Below are 16,357 nucleotides of genomic sequence, written 5' to 3'. Positions count from 1 at the left end.
TCATTTTAATATAAAATCAAACATTATAACGTTATATTTACTTCTCCCTTTTTTTGTGTTACGCTAAACGTGTGAAAGAGATATAAAATGAAACTTTAATGTAAGCGTATTCTTATGGCTTCTTATAGAAAAGGGTGGAAATACAATGACAGAACGATTCGTACTACGTAATGTGAAACGTGTGAACGGGGAAGAGATTGACATTGTAATTGAAAATAATAAAATCGCACAGGTGACGAAAGCTGGTTCTGGTGGGGGTGGGAAGGTTCTTGATTACTCGGGTACGTACGTATCGAGTGGCTGGATTGATTTACACGTTCATGCTTTTCCAGAGTTTGATCCGTATGGCGATGAGGTGGATGAAATTGGCGTTAAGCAAGGGGTAACGACAATTGTTGATGCGGGTAGCTGCGGAGCTGATCGCATTGCAGATTTAGTAAAAAGTAGAGAGCAGGCAAAAACGAATTTATTTGCCTTTTTAAATATTTCTCGCATCGGTTTGAAACGAATTGATGAATTATCCAATATGGAATGGATAGATAAAGAGAAAGTAATAGAATCAGTAGAAAAGTATAAAGATGTAATCGTTGGGTTAAAGGCGAGAATGAGTAAAAGTGTCGTTTGTGACAGCGGAATTGAACCGCTTCATGTTGCACGCTCGTTATCTCGTGAAACATCATTACCGATTATGGTACATATCGGTTCAGCGCCTCCTCGCATTGAGGAAGTTGTACCTCTTTTAGAAAAAGATGATGTGATTACACATTACTTAAACGGGAAAGAAAATAATTTATTTGATGAAGAAGGCAAACCGCTACCTGTATTAATAGATGCAGTGAAGCGCGGTGTTCATTTAGATGTTGGTCACGGTAATGCTAGTTTTTCTTTTAAAGTAGCAGAAGCGGCGAAGCGTCACGGCATTGCCTTTAATACAATTAGTACAGACATTTACCGGAAGAATCGTATAGACGGTCCAGTGTATAGTATGGCTCACGTTCTTTCGAAATTCCTTTACTTAGGGTATCCGCTAGAAGAAGTAATAAATGCGGTGACGAAAAATGCGGCAGAGTGGCTGAAGAAACCAGAGCTTGGCCGTATTCAAGAAGGCGATATTGCAAACTTAACTTTATTTACGGTGAAAGATGAACCGATTACGTTAATTGATTCAGAAGGGGATCAGCGCATTGCTGAAAGAAGAATTGATACGAAAGGGGTTGTAATCAATGGGTCATTCATTGAATGCTAAGTACGGATTAAAAAGAGTGATTAATGCGAGCGGTAGAATGAGTATTTTAGGTGTATCCGCTCCTACAAATACAGTTATGGATGCGATGAAACATGGTGGACAAAATTATGTGGAAATTGCAGATTTAGTAGATAAAGCAGGAGACCATATTGCGAGAATTCTAGATTCAGAGGCAGCAGTCGTTGTGAATTCAGCATCGAGCGGAATTGCGCTTTCTATCGCTGGTATCGTTACAGAAGGAAATCGCCGTAAAAGTGAAAGACTTCATCAAGAGGTCATCGCGAAAAACGAAGTGATTATGTTAAAAGGCCATAACGTTCAATACGGTGCGCCTGTTGAAACGATGATTTACTTAGGCGGGGGTAAGCTTGTAGAAGTTGGCTATGCAAATGAAGGGAAAGCAGAGCATATTGAAGATGCGATTGGTGAAAATACAGCAGCAATTCTATATGTGAAATCCCATCATGCCGTGCAAAAAAATATGATTTCTGTTGAAGAAGCATGGGAAGTTGCACAGCGAAATAACGTACCACTTATCGTCGATGCGGCAGCTGAAGAGGATATTCAAAAATATGTGAAGTATGTAGACCTTGCCATTTATAGCGGTTCAAAGGCAATTGAAGGACCTACTTCTGGTATTGTTGGCGGGAAACGAAAATATATCGAGTGGCTGAAAGTGCAATTACATTGCATCGGAAGAAGTATGAAAGTTGGGAAAGAGACGACTTTCGGTTTACTTCAAGCGCTTGATGAGTATGGAGTAAAAGAAGATAAGAGCCAGCAAGAAAAAGAGTTATTACAAGTACTTATGCCGCTAAAAGAATTAAATGGTGTAAATGTAACGATCGTTCAAGATGAAGCAGGAAGAGCAATCTTTAGAGCGCGTATTCATATTAACGAGAAAGAGTTAAATAAATCAGCAAAAGACGTTGTAACAGCATTACGCGAAGGGGAAATCGCAATTTACACACGTGATTATGGAGTAAGACAAGGATTCTTTGACATTGACCCACGTCCACTTCAAGGTGATGACATACATGTAATTGAAGAAAAAATGAGAGAAATCGTAGGGGGAAACTAAAATGACAAACATTCAAAAACGTTTTTATAAAGGCCGTGTAGCATTAAATGTATTAGCAAACAATATCGAAAATGCAAAAGACATTTTTGAAGCGGCAGAAGGTTATGTAGTAGTGGGAGTGTTATCAAAAGAATATCCAACAGTAGAAGAAGCAGTAACTGCAATGAAAGCATACGGACAAGAAATTGATGACGCTGTATCAATCGGACTAGGAGCAGGAGATAATCGCCAAGCGGCAGTTGTAGCTGAAATTGCGAAGCATTATCCTGGTAGTCATATTAACCAAGTGTTCCCTTCAGTTGGAGCGACACGTGCAAACCTTGGCGGAAAAGATAGCTGGATTAATAGTTTAGTATCACCAACAGGAAAAGTAGGGTACGTAAATATTTCTACTGGTCCAATTAGTGCAGCTGGAGAAGAAAAAGCAATCGTTCCAATTAAAACAGCAATCGCACTTGTACGTGATATGGGCGGAAATTCATTGAAATACTTCCCAATGAAAGGATTAGCGCATGAAGAAGAATATCGCGCAGTTGCGAAAGCATGTGCGGAAGAAGGCTTTGCATTAGAGCCAACAGGCGGAATTGATAAAGAAAACTTTGAAACAATTGTACGTATCGCATTAGATGCAAATGTAGAGCAAGTTATCCCGCACGTGTACTCTTCTATTATTGATAAAGAAACTGGTAATACGAAAACAGAAGATGTTCGTGAGTTATTAGCGGTAGTGAAGAAGCTAGTTGATCAATATGCGTAAGAAAATTGCAGCATTTGGCGAAGTAATGATGCGCCTGCAAGTACCAGGATATGAATTGTTGTCACAAGCTAAAACATTAAATTACTCATTTTCTGGTACAGGTGTGAACGTTGCAGCGGCGCTTTCTCATCTAGGGCATGAAGGTTTTCTTATTTCAACTTTACCGGAAAACTCGGTTGGAGATGCTGCGATATCGCACATTCAAAAATTAGGCATTCAGGCACCGTTTATTTCAAGAGGTGGTAAATATGTCGGCATGTACTTTTTAGAAAATGGATTTGGAGCACGTGCAAGCCGCGTTACATATTCAAATCGCCTAGAAAGTAGCTTTAATACGGCATGTGAAGAAATGTATCAATTTGAAGAAATCGTCAAGGAAATTGATATCGTTCATTTTTGCGGCATTACACTTGCGATAAATGATACGGTGCGCCATCATATGAAATCTTTAGCGAAAGCAGTTAAAGAAAGCGGAGGCACTGTCGTTTTTGATTGCAATTATCGTCCATCTCTTTGGGGAGAGGATGGATATGAGCAGGCGAAACCGCATTATGAAGAAATGCTAGCTCTTGCTGATATCGTTATGATGAATGAAAAAGATGCAATGTTCGTTCTTGGAATGAAAACAGAAGAGACAGAGCGAGAGGCGCAACTTGTTGATCTTATTCCGAAAGTGGCTGAAACATATCATATTGCTACAATTGCTGGTACACATCGCTCTATTAATAGCGATAATACACACTCGCTTCGCGGGTTTATATGTAAAGATGGTGCGTTCACTTTTGCAAAAACACTTACGTTTTCTGTATATGATAGAATAGGTGCTGGAGATGCTTATACGAGCGGGATTATTCATGGCGAGATAGAAGAGTTTGCACCAGAGAAAGCTGTTTCATTTGCGTCAGCAGCTGGAATGCTTGCACATACAATCGTCGGTGATACGCCAATGTCATCAGAGAAGGATATACTTCGGGCAATGACGGCATCAGTAGGTGATGTAGAAAGGTAGTGGGTGTAACGGTGAACGTAACGAGGAAAAAAGGACCATTATATTTACAAATAAAAAATATTATTCGTGATCGAATATTGCATGGTGTATATGCGATTCATACGAATATTCCTTCCGAACCGCAGTTAGAAGAAGAGTTCAAAGTGAGTAAAATTACAGTGCGTAATGCGATTAAAGAACTTGCTCAAGAAGGATATTTGGAAAAGAAAAGCGGTAAAGGAACGAAAGTCATCCGTAATACTTCTGCGACAAAGTTGTCAAAGGGAAAGAAATTTACAGAAGTGTTAGTGGAAGAAGGATATAAAGTACAAAAGAAATTACTAAAAGCAGAAGTCGTTCATAATGAAGAAGGAACAGTGCCATTTCGATTATTCGGTAAGGAGAGTTTTCGTATCGAACGTTTATATACGTTAAATGATGCACCGTACATTCATTATACGCACTATTTCTCAGCACACATGGCAAGTACAGATTTATCGGACTTTGATTTACAATCGCTTTATGATTTAGTTGAAGACCGAGGTATACATTTAGAAAACTTCAGAGATGAATTCGTAGTTGGACTCGCGCCTAGTTTCGTTGCAGAAGCGTTAGGTGAAAAAGAGGGGACAGCGCTATTAAAACGTATGCGTTATTCTTACGGTGAAGTTGGCGAAGTAATTGAATATAGCGAAGGCTACTACAACACAGAAATGCAGCATTATGTAGTGAATTATGACGTATAAAAAGAGGGTATTCGCCCTCTTTTTTTATAAAGTGAAACTTTAATTGGGTTTATCCCGCACCAATTAGGTGTTTACTGTCCACAAATACGGGGGAAAAGTAAGGGGAATGAGAGATGGATATATACTTATTAATCGTCACGTTACTTGCAATCGCGATTGTTATTTTAGGGGTATCATGGTGGAAATGGCATGCATTTATTAGTTTAACAGTTGCGAGTTTATTTTTAGCCATCATGTCTGGACTGAATTTAACGAAAATAGTGACCGCCTATGAAACTGGTGTTGGTAGTGTACTAGGGCATTTAGTTGGTATTTTAGCTCTCGGAACAATTTTAGGAAAAATGATGTCCGATTCAGGGGCCGGCATGCAAGTGGCAGATTTCTTTATTCGATTTTTCGGTGTGAAGAAACTACCTTGGGCTATGTTATTTGCAGGATTTGTTATAGGGATTCCGGTATTTTTTGAAGTGGGGATTGTCATTTTATTACCACTTGTTATTTCCATTCGAAAAACGACGAAGCAAAATATATTATTAATTGCGTTACCTGTTATTGCTGGATTATCTATTGTGCATGGGCTCGTACCGCCACATCCAGGGGCGATGACAGCAATCGGTATTTATAACGCGAACTTAGGAAAGGTACTTTTATATTCATTAATTATCGCGTTACCAACAGCCATTATCGCAGGACCTATATTTGCAAAGTGGGTACATAAAAGGGTTATACCTGAAAATGAACCAGAGCTTGTTCGAGTTACGACAGTATCAACTGATTTACCAAGTCGTAAAGTTTCATTCTTTATTATTTTATTACCGGTTGTATTAATGATTTTATCAGTAGTTGCACCATATATTTCATTACCGAAAAAAATAACTGAATTTTTTGTGTTTATAGGAAGTCCAGTAATTGCTTTACTTATTTCATGTTTCGCAGCATTCTATTTACTTGGAATAAGACAAGGAATTAATAAAAAGGTCATTAAAAAATTAACGGATGAAAGTTTATTACCGGTCGGTTCCATTATTTTAATTATCGGTGCAGGTGGTGGATTTAAACAAATATTAATTGAAAGCGGCGTTGGAACGGCGATTGCCCAAATGGCAGAACATATATCGTTATCACCAATTGTATTAGCGTTCATGGTAGCTGGATTAATTCGAATTGCAACAGGTTCAGCGACAGTAGCATTAACGACAGCAGCTGGAATTGTTTCACCAGTTATTCAGCACATGTCTGGAGTGAATTTAGAATTACTCGTTATTGCAACGGGCGCGGGATCATTAATGTTTTCTCACGTAAATGATGCAGGGTTCTGGCTTGTAAAAGAGTATTTAGGATTAACGGTGCAGGAAACATTTAAGACATGGACGGTACTGGAGACATTGTTATCATTTATCGCATTTGGTTTTGCACTTTTATTGAATATGTTTATTTAGAAGATACCTTAATTGGTATCTTTTTTTTGATGAAGCCCATTTCCGAAAACAAGCCCTTTTTTAGGTGAGCCAAGCTTCCTATTCGCCCTGAAAACATACTATAAATGGAATCCCCTCATTTAGAACAAGAGGAACTTGTTATGAATGATACTAAAGGAGGAATAGGGTAATGAGCGAAAAGTGTGAACACAGACATGATGATTGTAACCGCAGAAACCATGGTTGCGGAGGCGGTTTTGCGCTTCTAATCGTATTGTTTATTTTATTAATTATCATCGGTGCTAGCTGCTTCGGCGGAGGCGGAGGCGGTTGTGGTTATGGTGGTTACGGCGGTTATGGCGGCGGCTATGGTGGATATTGCTGCTAATTTTTTAAAAACTATTGAAAATGGCCTTGTGCAATACGCACAAGGCTATTTTATTCATATTTTTATATGCTGTGATAATTTATTAATGTACAGAGAACGGATTAAGAAGAAGAAAATAATCTCGATAATCCCGAAAAAGGTGAGTACGATACATGTCTCTTTTAGTAAGGAGAAAGAAAACATGCTTTGTAAAAACTTAACCGCAAATAACGTGTGAACACCAGCAACGATGTAAGGAACAAAAAATAAAATTCCTAATTGAATGGTTGCAGAGCGAAACATTTCTAATTCAGTTAAGCCAAGCTTTGTAATCGTAATATACTTTTGTCTTTCAGTTGTTAAGTCATTATACATACGGAAATATAAGACACTAGCCGCACCGATAAAGAAGATAAAACCAAGAAATGCCCAAATAAAGAATTGAGCAACTGCATTTCCTTTACCGTAAATGAGTTCATCCGTAGCCGTATGTATGAAGAAAGGAACTTGAGCGTTCTCTTCTGTATGCTTTTCGTAGAACGCACGTGCATCACCACTAATAACGCGTAACATATTTCTGGTTGGAACTATTGCATTTTCCCAGTTTTCTACGAAGTAGTTATAGATTACGGTTGTTTCAATATGAGGAATCATATTATCAAATACATAATCTTGTACGACAGCTAAATGTGGGAATGCAAAGGATGGTTCTATTCCCTTATTAATAAACCCTTTAATATGAAATTCTTTTTTATTAGATCCGAGTGTAATCGTATTTTGCTTTGCAAATGGATTAGATACGAGATCGAGAAGTTCTGGTGAGTGGCGAGAAATAATATACACTTCTGTAGAATCGATTGTTATTTCCGGTCTTTTCAATTGTTGAGCGATTGCGTTATAATCGCTCATCTTCATAAGCATAATATCTTCTTTTGAAGCTGTATCTTTTAAGACTGTAAACTTATATTTGTTGTACTGAAAATTACTAGTTGTAAGCTCCGTTTCAATTGTAGAAATATGCTTTTGCTCAAGGGAATTGTCACCTTCTGATGTATAAGTGAAGGGGACGGGATATCGCTCTAGTACTGATGCCTTCGTATTGTTATTAGCGGCGAATAACCCAATAATAATTGTAAATGCAAGTGCAGATAGCATAGAAACGATAAAGAGTACGTTAATATTACTACGGGTACGAGCAACTAAGTCCGAAATCCATAACATATTTATTTGTTTCAAATAAAACTTTCTACGCTTCTTTAAAATATAGATAAAAAGAAGAAATGTTTGTGAAAAGAATAAATATGTCCCGACTACTACGAGTGGTAAAATAGATAACATAATAAAAAAGACAGATCCATTTTGCACATTTTTTTCCGTTACGTAGCCTCGCGGATAACCAGCGATATAATAGCATAGCCCTAAACAAATTAAAGCGAATAAAGAGATGAGTATAGATGGTCTTTTTTCAGCTGGCATTTTCTTGTTCCCTTTAATGAGGTGGGCTGTTTTTCGAGTACGAATAAACATTGGTGTAAACGTAGAAACGATTAAAAATAAAATGATAAACGTTACGGTTGTAACGATAATCGCCTCTGTTGGCCAATATAAATAAAGGCCTTTCGCACTTGTTAATTTCGAAGTGACTAATAAGAAAAAGTTAGAAAACACGAGGCCACCTTGTATACCGATAAAGATGGACAATATCCCGATCATCATGTTTTCAGTAAATAACAGTCTTTTTAATTGTCTCTGTGAGATACCGAGAATTGTGAGTATCCCGAATTGCTGCTTCCGTACATTTAAAAATGTTCCAATTGAATATAAGAGAAAGAAGAACGAGAACATAACAATCACAAGCTGTGCCGTACTAGCTAAGTTCATTAGAGGATCACGTTCTTGAAAGCTTTGTACACTCTGTAACCGCGGGTGATACGCGTATACAGTAAATGAAAAGAAAACCATGATAGAAAACGCACTACTTACAAAGTAGGCGAAATATGCTTTCGAATTACGCGAGACATTTTTAAATGCGAATTGCCAAAATGTCATCCACGTCTCCCTCCTAATAATGCTAAAACATCTAATATTTCTTGATAAAATTTCTCGCGATATAGTCCGCGGTGTAGTTCGTTGTAAAGCTCACCATCTTTAATGAAAATGACGCGGTTACAATAACTTGCTGCAAATGGATCGTGCGTAACCATTAAAATTGTTGCATCTTCTTCTTTATTTAACTTCGTAAATAACTCCATTACATCGATCGCTGCTTTCGAATCTAAGTTTCCTGTTGGTTCATCGGCAAGTAGAAGTGACGGATGATGAATAACAGCACGTGCTACTGCGGTACGCTGTGCTTGGCCCCCAGAAACTTCAAAAATACGTTTGTCTAAAATATGATCAATGCCAAGCTTTTTTGAAATGTTATCAAGCTTTTCGTCCATTTCTTTTAATGGAACATTATCTAATGTTAAAGGTAGTACGATATTTTCACCGATTGTTAGTGTATCTAGTAGGTTAAAGTTTTGGAAAACAAATCCTAACTCTTGTCGGCGGAAAATAGCTAACTTCTCTCTACGAAATGTGTGCGGTTTTTTTCCGTTAATCACGACATCACCAGAAGTAGGTGAATCAATTGTAGAGATAACGTTTAAAAATGTAGATTTACCACTACCAGATGGTCCCATGATAGCGACAAATTCTCCTTTATCTACATGTAAATTTATATTTTTTAAAGCAGTATGAGGGACTTTTCCTTCATACACTTTTGAGACATTTTTTATGTGTAATACTTCTTCCATAGTAATCACCTTTCTATCCTTTAGAACTTAATGTGTTGTGATAATTTTTGCATATAGAAGGAACGAATTAAAAGGAAAAATATAACTTCAACTGTTCCAAAAATCATCAGTACGACTGTAATCTCAGCGAAGAACGAGAGATGTAATATTTCTTGTAGCATCTTTGTCGCAAACATCGTATGAATCGATGCCATAATGTATGGAACAAAGAACAGAATCGCAAGTTGAATGGTAGCAGATCGTTTCATTTCGGCTTCTGTTAAACCGATTTTTGTAATCGTTACATACTTTTCTTGCTCATTTGTTAAATCTGTATACATCCTGAAGTAAAGAACACTACCAGCACCAATAAAGAAAATAACACCTAAGAAAGTACCAATTAAGAAGAACGAAGCGACATTTAGTTTAGTTGTGTATAGAGAATCGCTTGCTTCACTTGCATGGAATGGTGGGTGCTCAGCTTTGATCGTTTCATTATCATTAATAATTTTTGTTATAAATTCCGAACCGATGTTATGTGCTTTTTCCCATTCGTTAACTTTAAAGCTATATACACTCATCTGTTTTGAAGCTGATGATAATGCCTCTACATTTGCATCAGATAATACGAGTAATGTTGAGATTAAGCTGTTTGGGAAAGGATTATAATTTTTATATTCTTTCACTTGGAGCTGTAGGCTGTTTTGAGTAAGTGTAAGAATATCTTTCCGTTCTGTATCATAAATTGTGCCAATGAATTGATCATCTATGTCTTTTATAAGGATATAAGATTCATTATTTTTCACGTTGAGATGTTCCCAATTTAACGCCTTAGCAAGTATATTGTAATCACTTTGTTTAATTGCATAATAGAGCTTTGGGTTTTCTTCAGCCGAAGATACTTCATATATATCCGTTTTAAGTTTTTTATAAGTAAAGTGCTCTTCATTAAATTTTTGTTCTAACCAATTTAAATGTTCATCCGCTAACGTATTTTCAGTATGTGATAAATACGTAAAAGGGAAAGGGTTTTGTCTTATTGCATCAAACTTTGTAAATTTCCCAAAACCGTATAAGAATGTAATCATAGTAAAAGCGAGTGTTGATAGCATCGCTACAATAAAGAGCATGTTAATGTTTGTCCGAATGCGCGCTGCTAAATCAGAAATCCAAAGCATATTCGTACGCTTCATATAAAATGTTCTTCGCGTTTTTAATATACGAATGAGTAAAAAACTAATTTGTGAAAAGAAAAAATATGTTCCAGCTGCAACAAGTGAAGGAATGACGAATATGCTAGAGACGGCATATAGGATTCCAATCATATCACCTAGGGACATAAAATATAACGGATTTGCTGCTAATACATATCCAGTTATTAAACATGTCGCACCAAATAGAGAGATGAGCACGGATGCTTTTCTTTCTTTTTGCTTTGTTCCTTCTTTTAAAAGACGTACAGCCTTTCTCGTCCGAATGAGCATCGGCGTAAAAGATGAAACGAGAATGAAGAGTCCAAGAAAGATGATCGTAGTTAAAATAATAGCACTCGTCGGCCAATATAAATATAAACCAGGTACATGTGTAATTTTGGCGGTAACTAATAGAAAGAACTGTGAAAAGACAAGTCCAAGTTGAATGCCGACAAATATGGAAAGAACACCAATTAGCATGTTTTCTAGAAATACGAGTCTTTTTAATTGCTTTTGAGATATGCCAAGTACTGTTAAAATCCCAAATTGCTTTTTTCGTACTTTTAAGAAAGTACCGATTGAATATAGTAAAAAGAAAAACGAAAAGAATACAATGACAACTTCTGAAATTGTCATTAATATGTTCAGAGCAACATTTACGTCTGTCATATGCAATTTAGGATGAAATAAATAAACTGCAAATGAGAAAAAAATAGCAATGGAAAACGCACTGCTTACAAAATAGGCGAAATAAGCTCTGGCGTTCCGAGTCACGTTTTTAAATGCAAACTGCCAAAATGTCATTCACCTAAGCCTCCTAATAAAGTGAAGATGAAAAAAGTATGAAAGATACTCTTTTCATCACGTTTGTTTTAAATAATTTGTCCATTCGTATACTGTGATAATTTTTGCATGTAAAGTGAACGAATGAATAAGAAAAATACAACTTCAACGAATCCAAAAATAATAAGAACGGCTGAAACTTCTTTGAACAAAGATAAACCAATTACATCTTGTAGCATTTTCGTTGCAAACATTGTATGAATGGATGCCATAATGTAAGGAACGAAAAATAAAATACTAAGCTGAATGGTCGCAGATCGTTTCATCTCTTCATCTGTCACACCGATCTTAGAAATTGTTATATACTTCTCTTGTTCATTCGTCAAATCTGTATACATTCTAAAGTAAAGAACACTACCAGCTCCAATGAAGAAAATAACTCCTAAAAATGTCCCGATTAGGAAGAATGCGGCACTACCAGACGTTATTTTATATAACGTTCCTGCTGATTCAAAGGATCGAATAAGAGGTCCTTCATAAGGGGAGTTATTTCGATCTTTTTGCACTTTTTCTATAAAATCATCAGCTATTTTATATGTCTGTTCCCAGTTTTGAATTTTGTAATTGTATGCTGATATATGCTTTACCGTGTTAGGTAAGTTATTTACGTGAATATCAGGCAAAACTATCGTTTGATATGAAAAGTCAGATGGAATCGCATTAACATGTTCATAGCCTTTTACTTTTAATTTCGTATTTGTACTAGAGAGTGTAATGTAATCTCTTTTGTAGCTTTGCTCAAATTCGTTGAATATAGTGATATAAGATGTCCCTGTTAACACGTATGCTTCGTTATTGTCCATAAATAGTTGTTTCATTCGTAAAGAACCCGCAAGTTTGTTATAGTCACTTTGCTTAATTGCGTATACGTCATTATAAATAGCTACACCTTTATCTTCTTCTAGTGGTGTTTCATATATATCAGTTTTGATTTTCTCATAAGGAAAATGCTCTTTTTGTAATTGGTGTTCAAGCCAGTTTAAATGCTCAGTAACAAAAGGATTTGCATCATAAGAAAAATAAGAAATTGGGAAAGGAGAAATTCTATTAACTTCTAGCTTAACAAATTTCCCGAATCCATATAGGAACGTTATCATTGTGAAAGCAATAGTAGAGAGCATTGCTACAATAAAAAGCATATTAATATTCGTTCGAATACGGCTTGCTAAATCAGAAATCCAAAGCATATTAACCCGTTTCATATAAAACTTTCTTCTCGTTTTTAAAATGTAAATAAGTAAAAAACTAATTTGTGAAAAGAAAAAATATGTCCCAATTGTAACAAGCGTTGGGATAACAAAAATACTTGAAACCATATATATAACACCTATTTGCGGGCTTACTGATACGAAATATTTAGGATTTCCAGCTAAAGCATAACCACCTAATAAACAAATCGCACCAAATAAGGAAACAAGTATGGACGGTTTTTTTTCTTTTTGTTTTCCGTCATTTGTTTTTAAAAGGCGTACCGCTTTTTTTGTACGAATAAGCATTGGTGTGAATGTAGATACAATGATAAAAAGACTAAGGAAGACGATAGTCGTTAAAATAAAGGCGTTAATAGGCAAGTATAAATATATGCCTGGGACGTGCGTAATTTTTGCTGTGACTAATAAGAAAAATTGTGAAAATACAAGTCCAAACTGCATACCGAAAAAGATAGATAAAATACCGATTAACATATTTTCCATAAAAACGAGACGATGTAATTGCTTTCTCGATATACCTAAAACGGTCAAAACTCCGAATTGTTTTTTTCTAACTTTTAAAAAAGTACCAATGGAATATAGTAAAAAGAAGAAAGAGAAAAATACAATTACAACTTCTGAAAATATCATTAATCCTGAAATTTCAGCGTTCATGCTAAAGTTTTGTAATTTTGGATGGAATAAGTAAACAGCAAACGAAAAGAAAACAGCAATTGAAAAGGAACTGCTGACGAAATAAGCAAAATAAGCTCTGGAATTACGCGTTACATTTTTAAAGGCAAACTGCCAAAATGTCATAATATGTGCCTCCCGCTAGAAGGCAAATATGTAGTTTTATTGCAAAAAATGTATGAGAGTGCGTTCTCATACATTTTGCTAGCATATGTTCCGATCATGCTTCGGTCACCTTCTCTGTATGCTCTGCTTGATTATTTGCAGCGTTGTGGAAGATGATTTTAATCGTCGTTCCTTTACCAACTTCAGAGTCTAGTTTCACAGAGTGACCTAAATAATCACAAATTTTACTTACAATATAAAGTCCCATACCAGTAGATTCTCCGAATGCGCGACCATTTTTTCCAGTGTAAAAAGGTTCAAATACTCTTCGAATATCTTCTTGTGGGATACCAACACCTTCATCATGAACTTCTAAAATAATATCTTTTCCGTTTCGGTAAGCAGATAAGAAAACTTTCTTTCCGCGCTCACCAGAGTAACGAACGGCATTTGTCATTAACTGATAAATAATGAATTTTAGCCATTTCGCATCAGAAGCAACTTTTAAATCGGAATGAACTTCTAAAACAGGGAAGACTCCGTTTCGAATGAATAGTTCTTTTAATCCGTTAATATTTTTTGTTACCGCATCTTTTAATGAAATCGTCTCAACATGGAAATCTTCATGGAAGTTATTTAATCTTGCCATATATAAAGCCATATCGAGTCCTTGATTTAATCGTTCTAATTCTTTTTTGAATTTCGGAATCAAGTGTTCATCTTCCATTTCTAGCACCATAAGTTGCATAACAGAAACAGGTGTCTTCATTTGATGCACCCAGTGATTAATAAATAATTGATGTTCTTGCTGTTTTACTTCATACGATTGTAGTTCTTTTTGGAATAGACGATACTGCGTGCGCACGAGTTCATTTACACCGTGAGGCATCGGAGCAGTTGCTCTTTCAATAAACGCATCTTCCATTTTCTCTGGTTGCTCACTTAATCTATGGTACATTCTACGATTGCGAACGTAACGATAAGCGAGGAAACAAATGAATAAATATAAACTTAAAACGACGAAGTAAAATTTATTATTTTGAAATCCATCTACTGCATCATAAAGAACGAAAATGATACCGAAGTTTAATACGTATAGTAGAAAAAATGCAAAATGATCACGTAAAAATAGCTTCATGCTTATTCACTCCAAGTTGCGTTAAAACGATACCCAAGTCCACGTACTGTTTCAATAGCATTTTCAATACCAAGCTCATTGAACTTTTTACGAAGACGCGTAATGTTTACGTTTAATGTATTTTCTTCAACGAAGCTTTCGTCATCCCATAGGGCAGCTAATAAATCTTCACGGCTCGCTGTACGAGGGAATTTAGATAATAACATTTCTGCTAAAATAGCTTCTTTTTTCGTTAAAAGAACTTGCTCAGCACCGAAATGAATTTCTGGACGTTCCGGGAATAATTTTAGTCCTTCTACTTCAACGATACGTTCAGAAATATTTGGGGCATAATCACCGTAAATACGGCGTAATTGACCTTTAATTTTCGCCATTACAACGTCATAGTGGAATGGTTTTGTAATATAATCATCCGCACCGCTTTCAATCGCCATAATTTGTTCCATCTCACCAGCACGAGCTGAAATGAAAATAATTGGACAAGTAGATTCATGACGAATTTGACGGCACCAGTAGAAACCATCGAATTTTGGTAAGTTTACATCAAGTAAAACAAGGTGTGGTTTCACTGCGTTAAACGATTCCATAATATCATCGAAATTCTCCGCTACCACAGCCTCATAACCGTACTTCTGAATGTGAGATTGCAGTAATGATGAAATATTTGGATCGTCTTCAACGATTAAAATTTTATACATATGTATATTCCTCCTCAAAAAAACAATTGTAGCTATAGTGTATCATGTGTTTCAAGTCTTTTCATTATGTTGAAAGATAAGCTAGTAAACAGTATAGGTCAAAAGCGGAAAAAGTAAAAAAGGCCTCGTATATAATTGACAATTAACTGAAATCATTTTAACATTTAGATAAATATCTAAATGTCTAATTAGTGAAAGGAAGAAAGACATTGAATCAAGCATTCAAAGCATTAGCAGATCCAACAAGGCGAAAAATTTTAGACTTATTAAAAGAAGGCGATCTAACCGCTGGTGAGATTGCTGAACAATTTAATATGACAAAACCAAGTATTTCACACCACTTAAACGCACTGAAAAATGCTGAACTTATTCAAGATGAAAAGAAAGGTCAATTTGTTGTGTACTCTTTAAACACAACTGTCTTTCAAGATTTATTAACGTGGGTGTTTACATTTACGAATAAGGGGGAAGAGGGGAAATGAGGAAGCATATATTTCCGTTACTATTAATTGCTTTAACGATTATTGCATGGTGTGTCGCGTGGCCGCATTTACCAGGTGAAGTTCCGAGCCATTGGAATGTTGCTGGGGAGGTAGATGGACATATGTCTAAAATGGGAGGGATGATTTTTGATGTAGCAATTATGGTTTTTATATATGCTTTATTAACCGTATTGCCTAAGATAGATCCGAAGCATAAAAACTATGATAAGTTTTCTAAAGGATATAATGTAATAAATTATAGCGTATTAATCTTATTATTTTTAGTAAATATCATTGGAATTGGGGCTGGATTAGGTTATGACATTCCAATGAATAGTACACCGCATATTCTTGTTGGTCTTTTATTTATAGTCATCGGCAATTATTTACCACAATGTAAACCAAACTACTTTGTAGGTATAAAAACACCGTGGACGTTAAGTAACGAAGAAGTATGGAGAAAAACGCACCGTTTTAGCGGAAAGGTGTTTGTTGTATTAGGAGTTATTATGATTTTAAGTATTGTTGCACCGGTAGAGTGGAAAGCTTTCCTAATCATTGGCATTATTATCGGTGCAGTAGGATTAACAATGGGATATTCCTACGTCGCTTATAAAAAAGAACTAAAAATATAA

General features: G+C 35.9%; 15 protein-coding genes. 9 read left to right on the top strand and 6 right to left on the bottom strand.

The genetic code is table 11. The features are described from left to right. Positions 1 to 145: 145 nt before the first annotated feature. From ILS93_RS12070 to ILS93_RS12040, 7 genes are all read left to right on the top strand, one after another. Complete coding sequence (locus ILS93_RS12070; RefSeq protein WP_222654754.1) at positions 146 to 1,246, top strand: amidohydrolase/deacetylase family metallohydrolase; 1,101 nt, start codon at positions 146 to 148, stop codon at positions 1,244 to 1,246. Continuing rightward, positions 1,224 to 2,327 carry a DgaE family pyridoxal phosphate-dependent ammonia lyase gene (locus ILS93_RS12065; protein ID WP_222660520.1) on the top strand — a complete coding sequence of 368 codons (1,104 nt, stop codon included), beginning with the start codon at positions 1,224 to 1,226 and terminating at the stop codon, positions 2,325 to 2,327. The genes ILS93_RS12070 and ILS93_RS12065 overlap by 23 nt, the downstream gene beginning before the upstream one ends. 1 nt (position 2,328) lies before the next feature. Then, a complete protein-coding gene (dagF, locus tag ILS93_RS12060) occupies positions 2,329 to 3,084 on the top strand; it encodes a 2-dehydro-3-deoxy-phosphogluconate aldolase (protein ID WP_098101777.1) in 756 nt (251 codons plus the stop codon). Next, positions 3,077 to 4,093, top strand: coding sequence for a sugar kinase (locus ILS93_RS12055; RefSeq protein WP_222660518.1), 1,017 nt, complete (start codon positions 3,077 to 3,079; stop codon positions 4,091 to 4,093). The genes dagF and ILS93_RS12055 overlap by 8 nt, the downstream gene beginning before the upstream one ends. Continuing rightward, positions 4,093 to 4,818, top strand: a complete 726-nt coding sequence (locus ILS93_RS12050; protein ID WP_222660516.1) for a GntR family transcriptional regulator — start codon at positions 4,093 to 4,095, stop codon at positions 4,816 to 4,818. Before ILS93_RS12055 ends, ILS93_RS12050 begins: the two co-directional genes overlap by 1 nt. Positions 4,819 to 4,931: 113 nt before the next feature. Continuing rightward, the gene (gene gntP / locus ILS93_RS12045; protein WP_098101772.1) at positions 4,932 to 6,257 is read left to right on the top strand and encodes a gluconate permease GntP; all 1,326 of its coding nucleotides are present in this window, start codon (positions 4,932 to 4,934) and stop codon (positions 6,255 to 6,257) included. 169 nt (positions 6,258 to 6,426) lie between these two features. Further along, complete coding sequence (locus tag ILS93_RS12040; protein WP_001290407.1) at positions 6,427 to 6,624, top strand: YjcZ family sporulation protein; 198 nt, start codon at positions 6,427 to 6,429, stop codon at positions 6,622 to 6,624. 54 nt (positions 6,625 to 6,678) lie between these two features. Here ILS93_RS12040 and ILS93_RS12035 read toward each other — a convergent pair whose 3' ends face one another. The 6 genes from ILS93_RS12035 to ILS93_RS12010 all read right to left on the bottom strand — a co-directional run bounded on the left by ILS93_RS12035 (position 6,679) and on the right by ILS93_RS12010 (position 15,240). Continuing rightward, a complete protein-coding gene (locus ILS93_RS12035) occupies positions 6,679 to 8,652 on the bottom strand; it encodes an FtsX-like permease family protein (RefSeq protein ID WP_098101770.1) in 1,974 nt (657 codons plus the stop codon). Continuing rightward, positions 8,649 to 9,401 (bottom strand): ABC transporter ATP-binding protein, encoded by a 753-nt coding sequence (locus ILS93_RS12030; protein ID WP_000393250.1) that lies wholly within the window; start codon positions 9,399 to 9,401, stop codon positions 8,649 to 8,651. Before ILS93_RS12030 ends, ILS93_RS12035 begins: the two co-directional genes overlap by 4 nt. A gap of 20 nt (positions 9,402 to 9,421) precedes the next feature. Further along, complete coding sequence (locus ILS93_RS12025) at positions 9,422 to 11,377, bottom strand: ABC transporter permease (RefSeq protein WP_222660514.1); 1,956 nt, start codon at positions 11,375 to 11,377, stop codon at positions 9,422 to 9,424. Positions 11,378 to 11,445: 68 nt separating this feature from the next. Continuing rightward, entirely contained in the window at positions 11,446 to 13,425 is a 1,980-nt protein-coding gene (locus ILS93_RS12020; protein ID WP_222660511.1) for an FtsX-like permease family protein, read from the bottom strand. A gap of 94 nt (positions 13,426 to 13,519) precedes the next feature. Continuing rightward, positions 13,520 to 14,542, bottom strand: coding sequence for a sensor histidine kinase (locus tag ILS93_RS12015; RefSeq protein ID WP_222660509.1), 1,023 nt, complete (start codon positions 14,540 to 14,542; stop codon positions 13,520 to 13,522). 2 nt (positions 14,543 to 14,544) lie between these two features. Continuing rightward, a complete protein-coding gene (locus ILS93_RS12010; RefSeq protein ID WP_000276736.1) occupies positions 14,545 to 15,240 on the bottom strand; it encodes a response regulator transcription factor in 696 nt (231 codons plus the stop codon). Between the two features lie 209 nt (positions 15,241 to 15,449). On the opposite strand from ILS93_RS12010, the gene ILS93_RS12005 reads away from it, so the two are divergent. Together ILS93_RS12005 and ILS93_RS12000 are read left to right on the top strand one after the other, a co-directional pair. Beyond that, entirely contained in the window at positions 15,450 to 15,722 is a 273-nt protein-coding gene (locus tag ILS93_RS12005; protein ID WP_001070536.1) for an autorepressor SdpR family transcription factor, read from the top strand. Continuing rightward, entirely contained in the window at positions 15,719 to 16,357 is a 639-nt protein-coding gene (locus ILS93_RS12000; RefSeq protein WP_064474456.1) for an SdpI family protein, read from the top strand. Before ILS93_RS12005 ends, ILS93_RS12000 begins: the two co-directional genes overlap by 4 nt.

It is taken from the genome of Bacillus sp. 16GRE42, from assembly GCF_019837435.1.
Classification (GTDB): domain Bacteria; phylum Bacillota; class Bacilli; order Bacillales; family Bacillaceae_G; genus Bacillus_A; species Bacillus_A wiedmannii.
Note: the sequence above shows the minus strand (reverse complement) of the source record. Positions and strands in the feature narration are given on the sequence as shown.

Excerpts from the sequence above, each read along its gene's own strand:
- ILS93_RS12070 (WP_222654754.1), top strand. The coding sequence starts at position 146 with ATGACAGAACGATTCGTACTACGTAATGTGAAACGTGTGAACGGGGAA.
- ILS93_RS12065 (WP_222660520.1), top strand. The coding sequence starts at position 1,224 with ATGGGTCATTCATTGAATGCTAAGTACGGATTAAAAAGAGTGATTAAT.
- dagF (WP_098101777.1), top strand. The coding sequence starts at position 2,329 with ATGACAAACATTCAAAAACGTTTTTATAAAGGCCGTGTAGCATTAAAT.
- ILS93_RS12055 (WP_222660518.1), top strand. The coding sequence starts at position 3,077 with ATGCGTAAGAAAATTGCAGCATTTGGCGAAGTAATGATGCGCCTGCAA.
- gntP (WP_098101772.1), top strand. The coding sequence starts at position 4,932 with ATGGATATATACTTATTAATCGTCACGTTACTTGCAATCGCGATTGTT.
- ILS93_RS12040 (WP_001290407.1), top strand. The coding sequence starts at position 6,427 with ATGAGCGAAAAGTGTGAACACAGACATGATGATTGTAACCGCAGAAAC.
- ILS93_RS12035 (WP_098101770.1), bottom strand. The coding sequence starts at position 8,652 with ATGACATTTTGGCAATTCGCATTTAAAAATGTCTCGCGTAATTCGAAA.
- ILS93_RS12030 (WP_000393250.1), bottom strand. The coding sequence starts at position 9,401 with ATGGAAGAAGTATTACACATAAAAAATGTCTCAAAAGTGTATGAAGGA.
- ILS93_RS12025 (WP_222660514.1), bottom strand. The coding sequence starts at position 11,377 with ATGACATTTTGGCAGTTTGCATTTAAAAACGTGACTCGGAACGCCAGA.
- ILS93_RS12020 (WP_222660511.1), bottom strand. The coding sequence starts at position 13,425 with ATGACATTTTGGCAGTTTGCCTTTAAAAATGTAACGCGTAATTCCAGA.
- ILS93_RS12015 (WP_222660509.1), bottom strand. The coding sequence starts at position 14,542 with ATGAAGCTATTTTTACGTGATCATTTTGCATTTTTTCTACTATACGTA.
- ILS93_RS12010 (WP_000276736.1), bottom strand. The coding sequence starts at position 15,240 with ATGTATAAAATTTTAATCGTTGAAGACGATCCAAATATTTCATCATTA.
- ILS93_RS12000 (WP_064474456.1), top strand. The coding sequence starts at position 15,719 with ATGAGGAAGCATATATTTCCGTTACTATTAATTGCTTTAACGATTATT.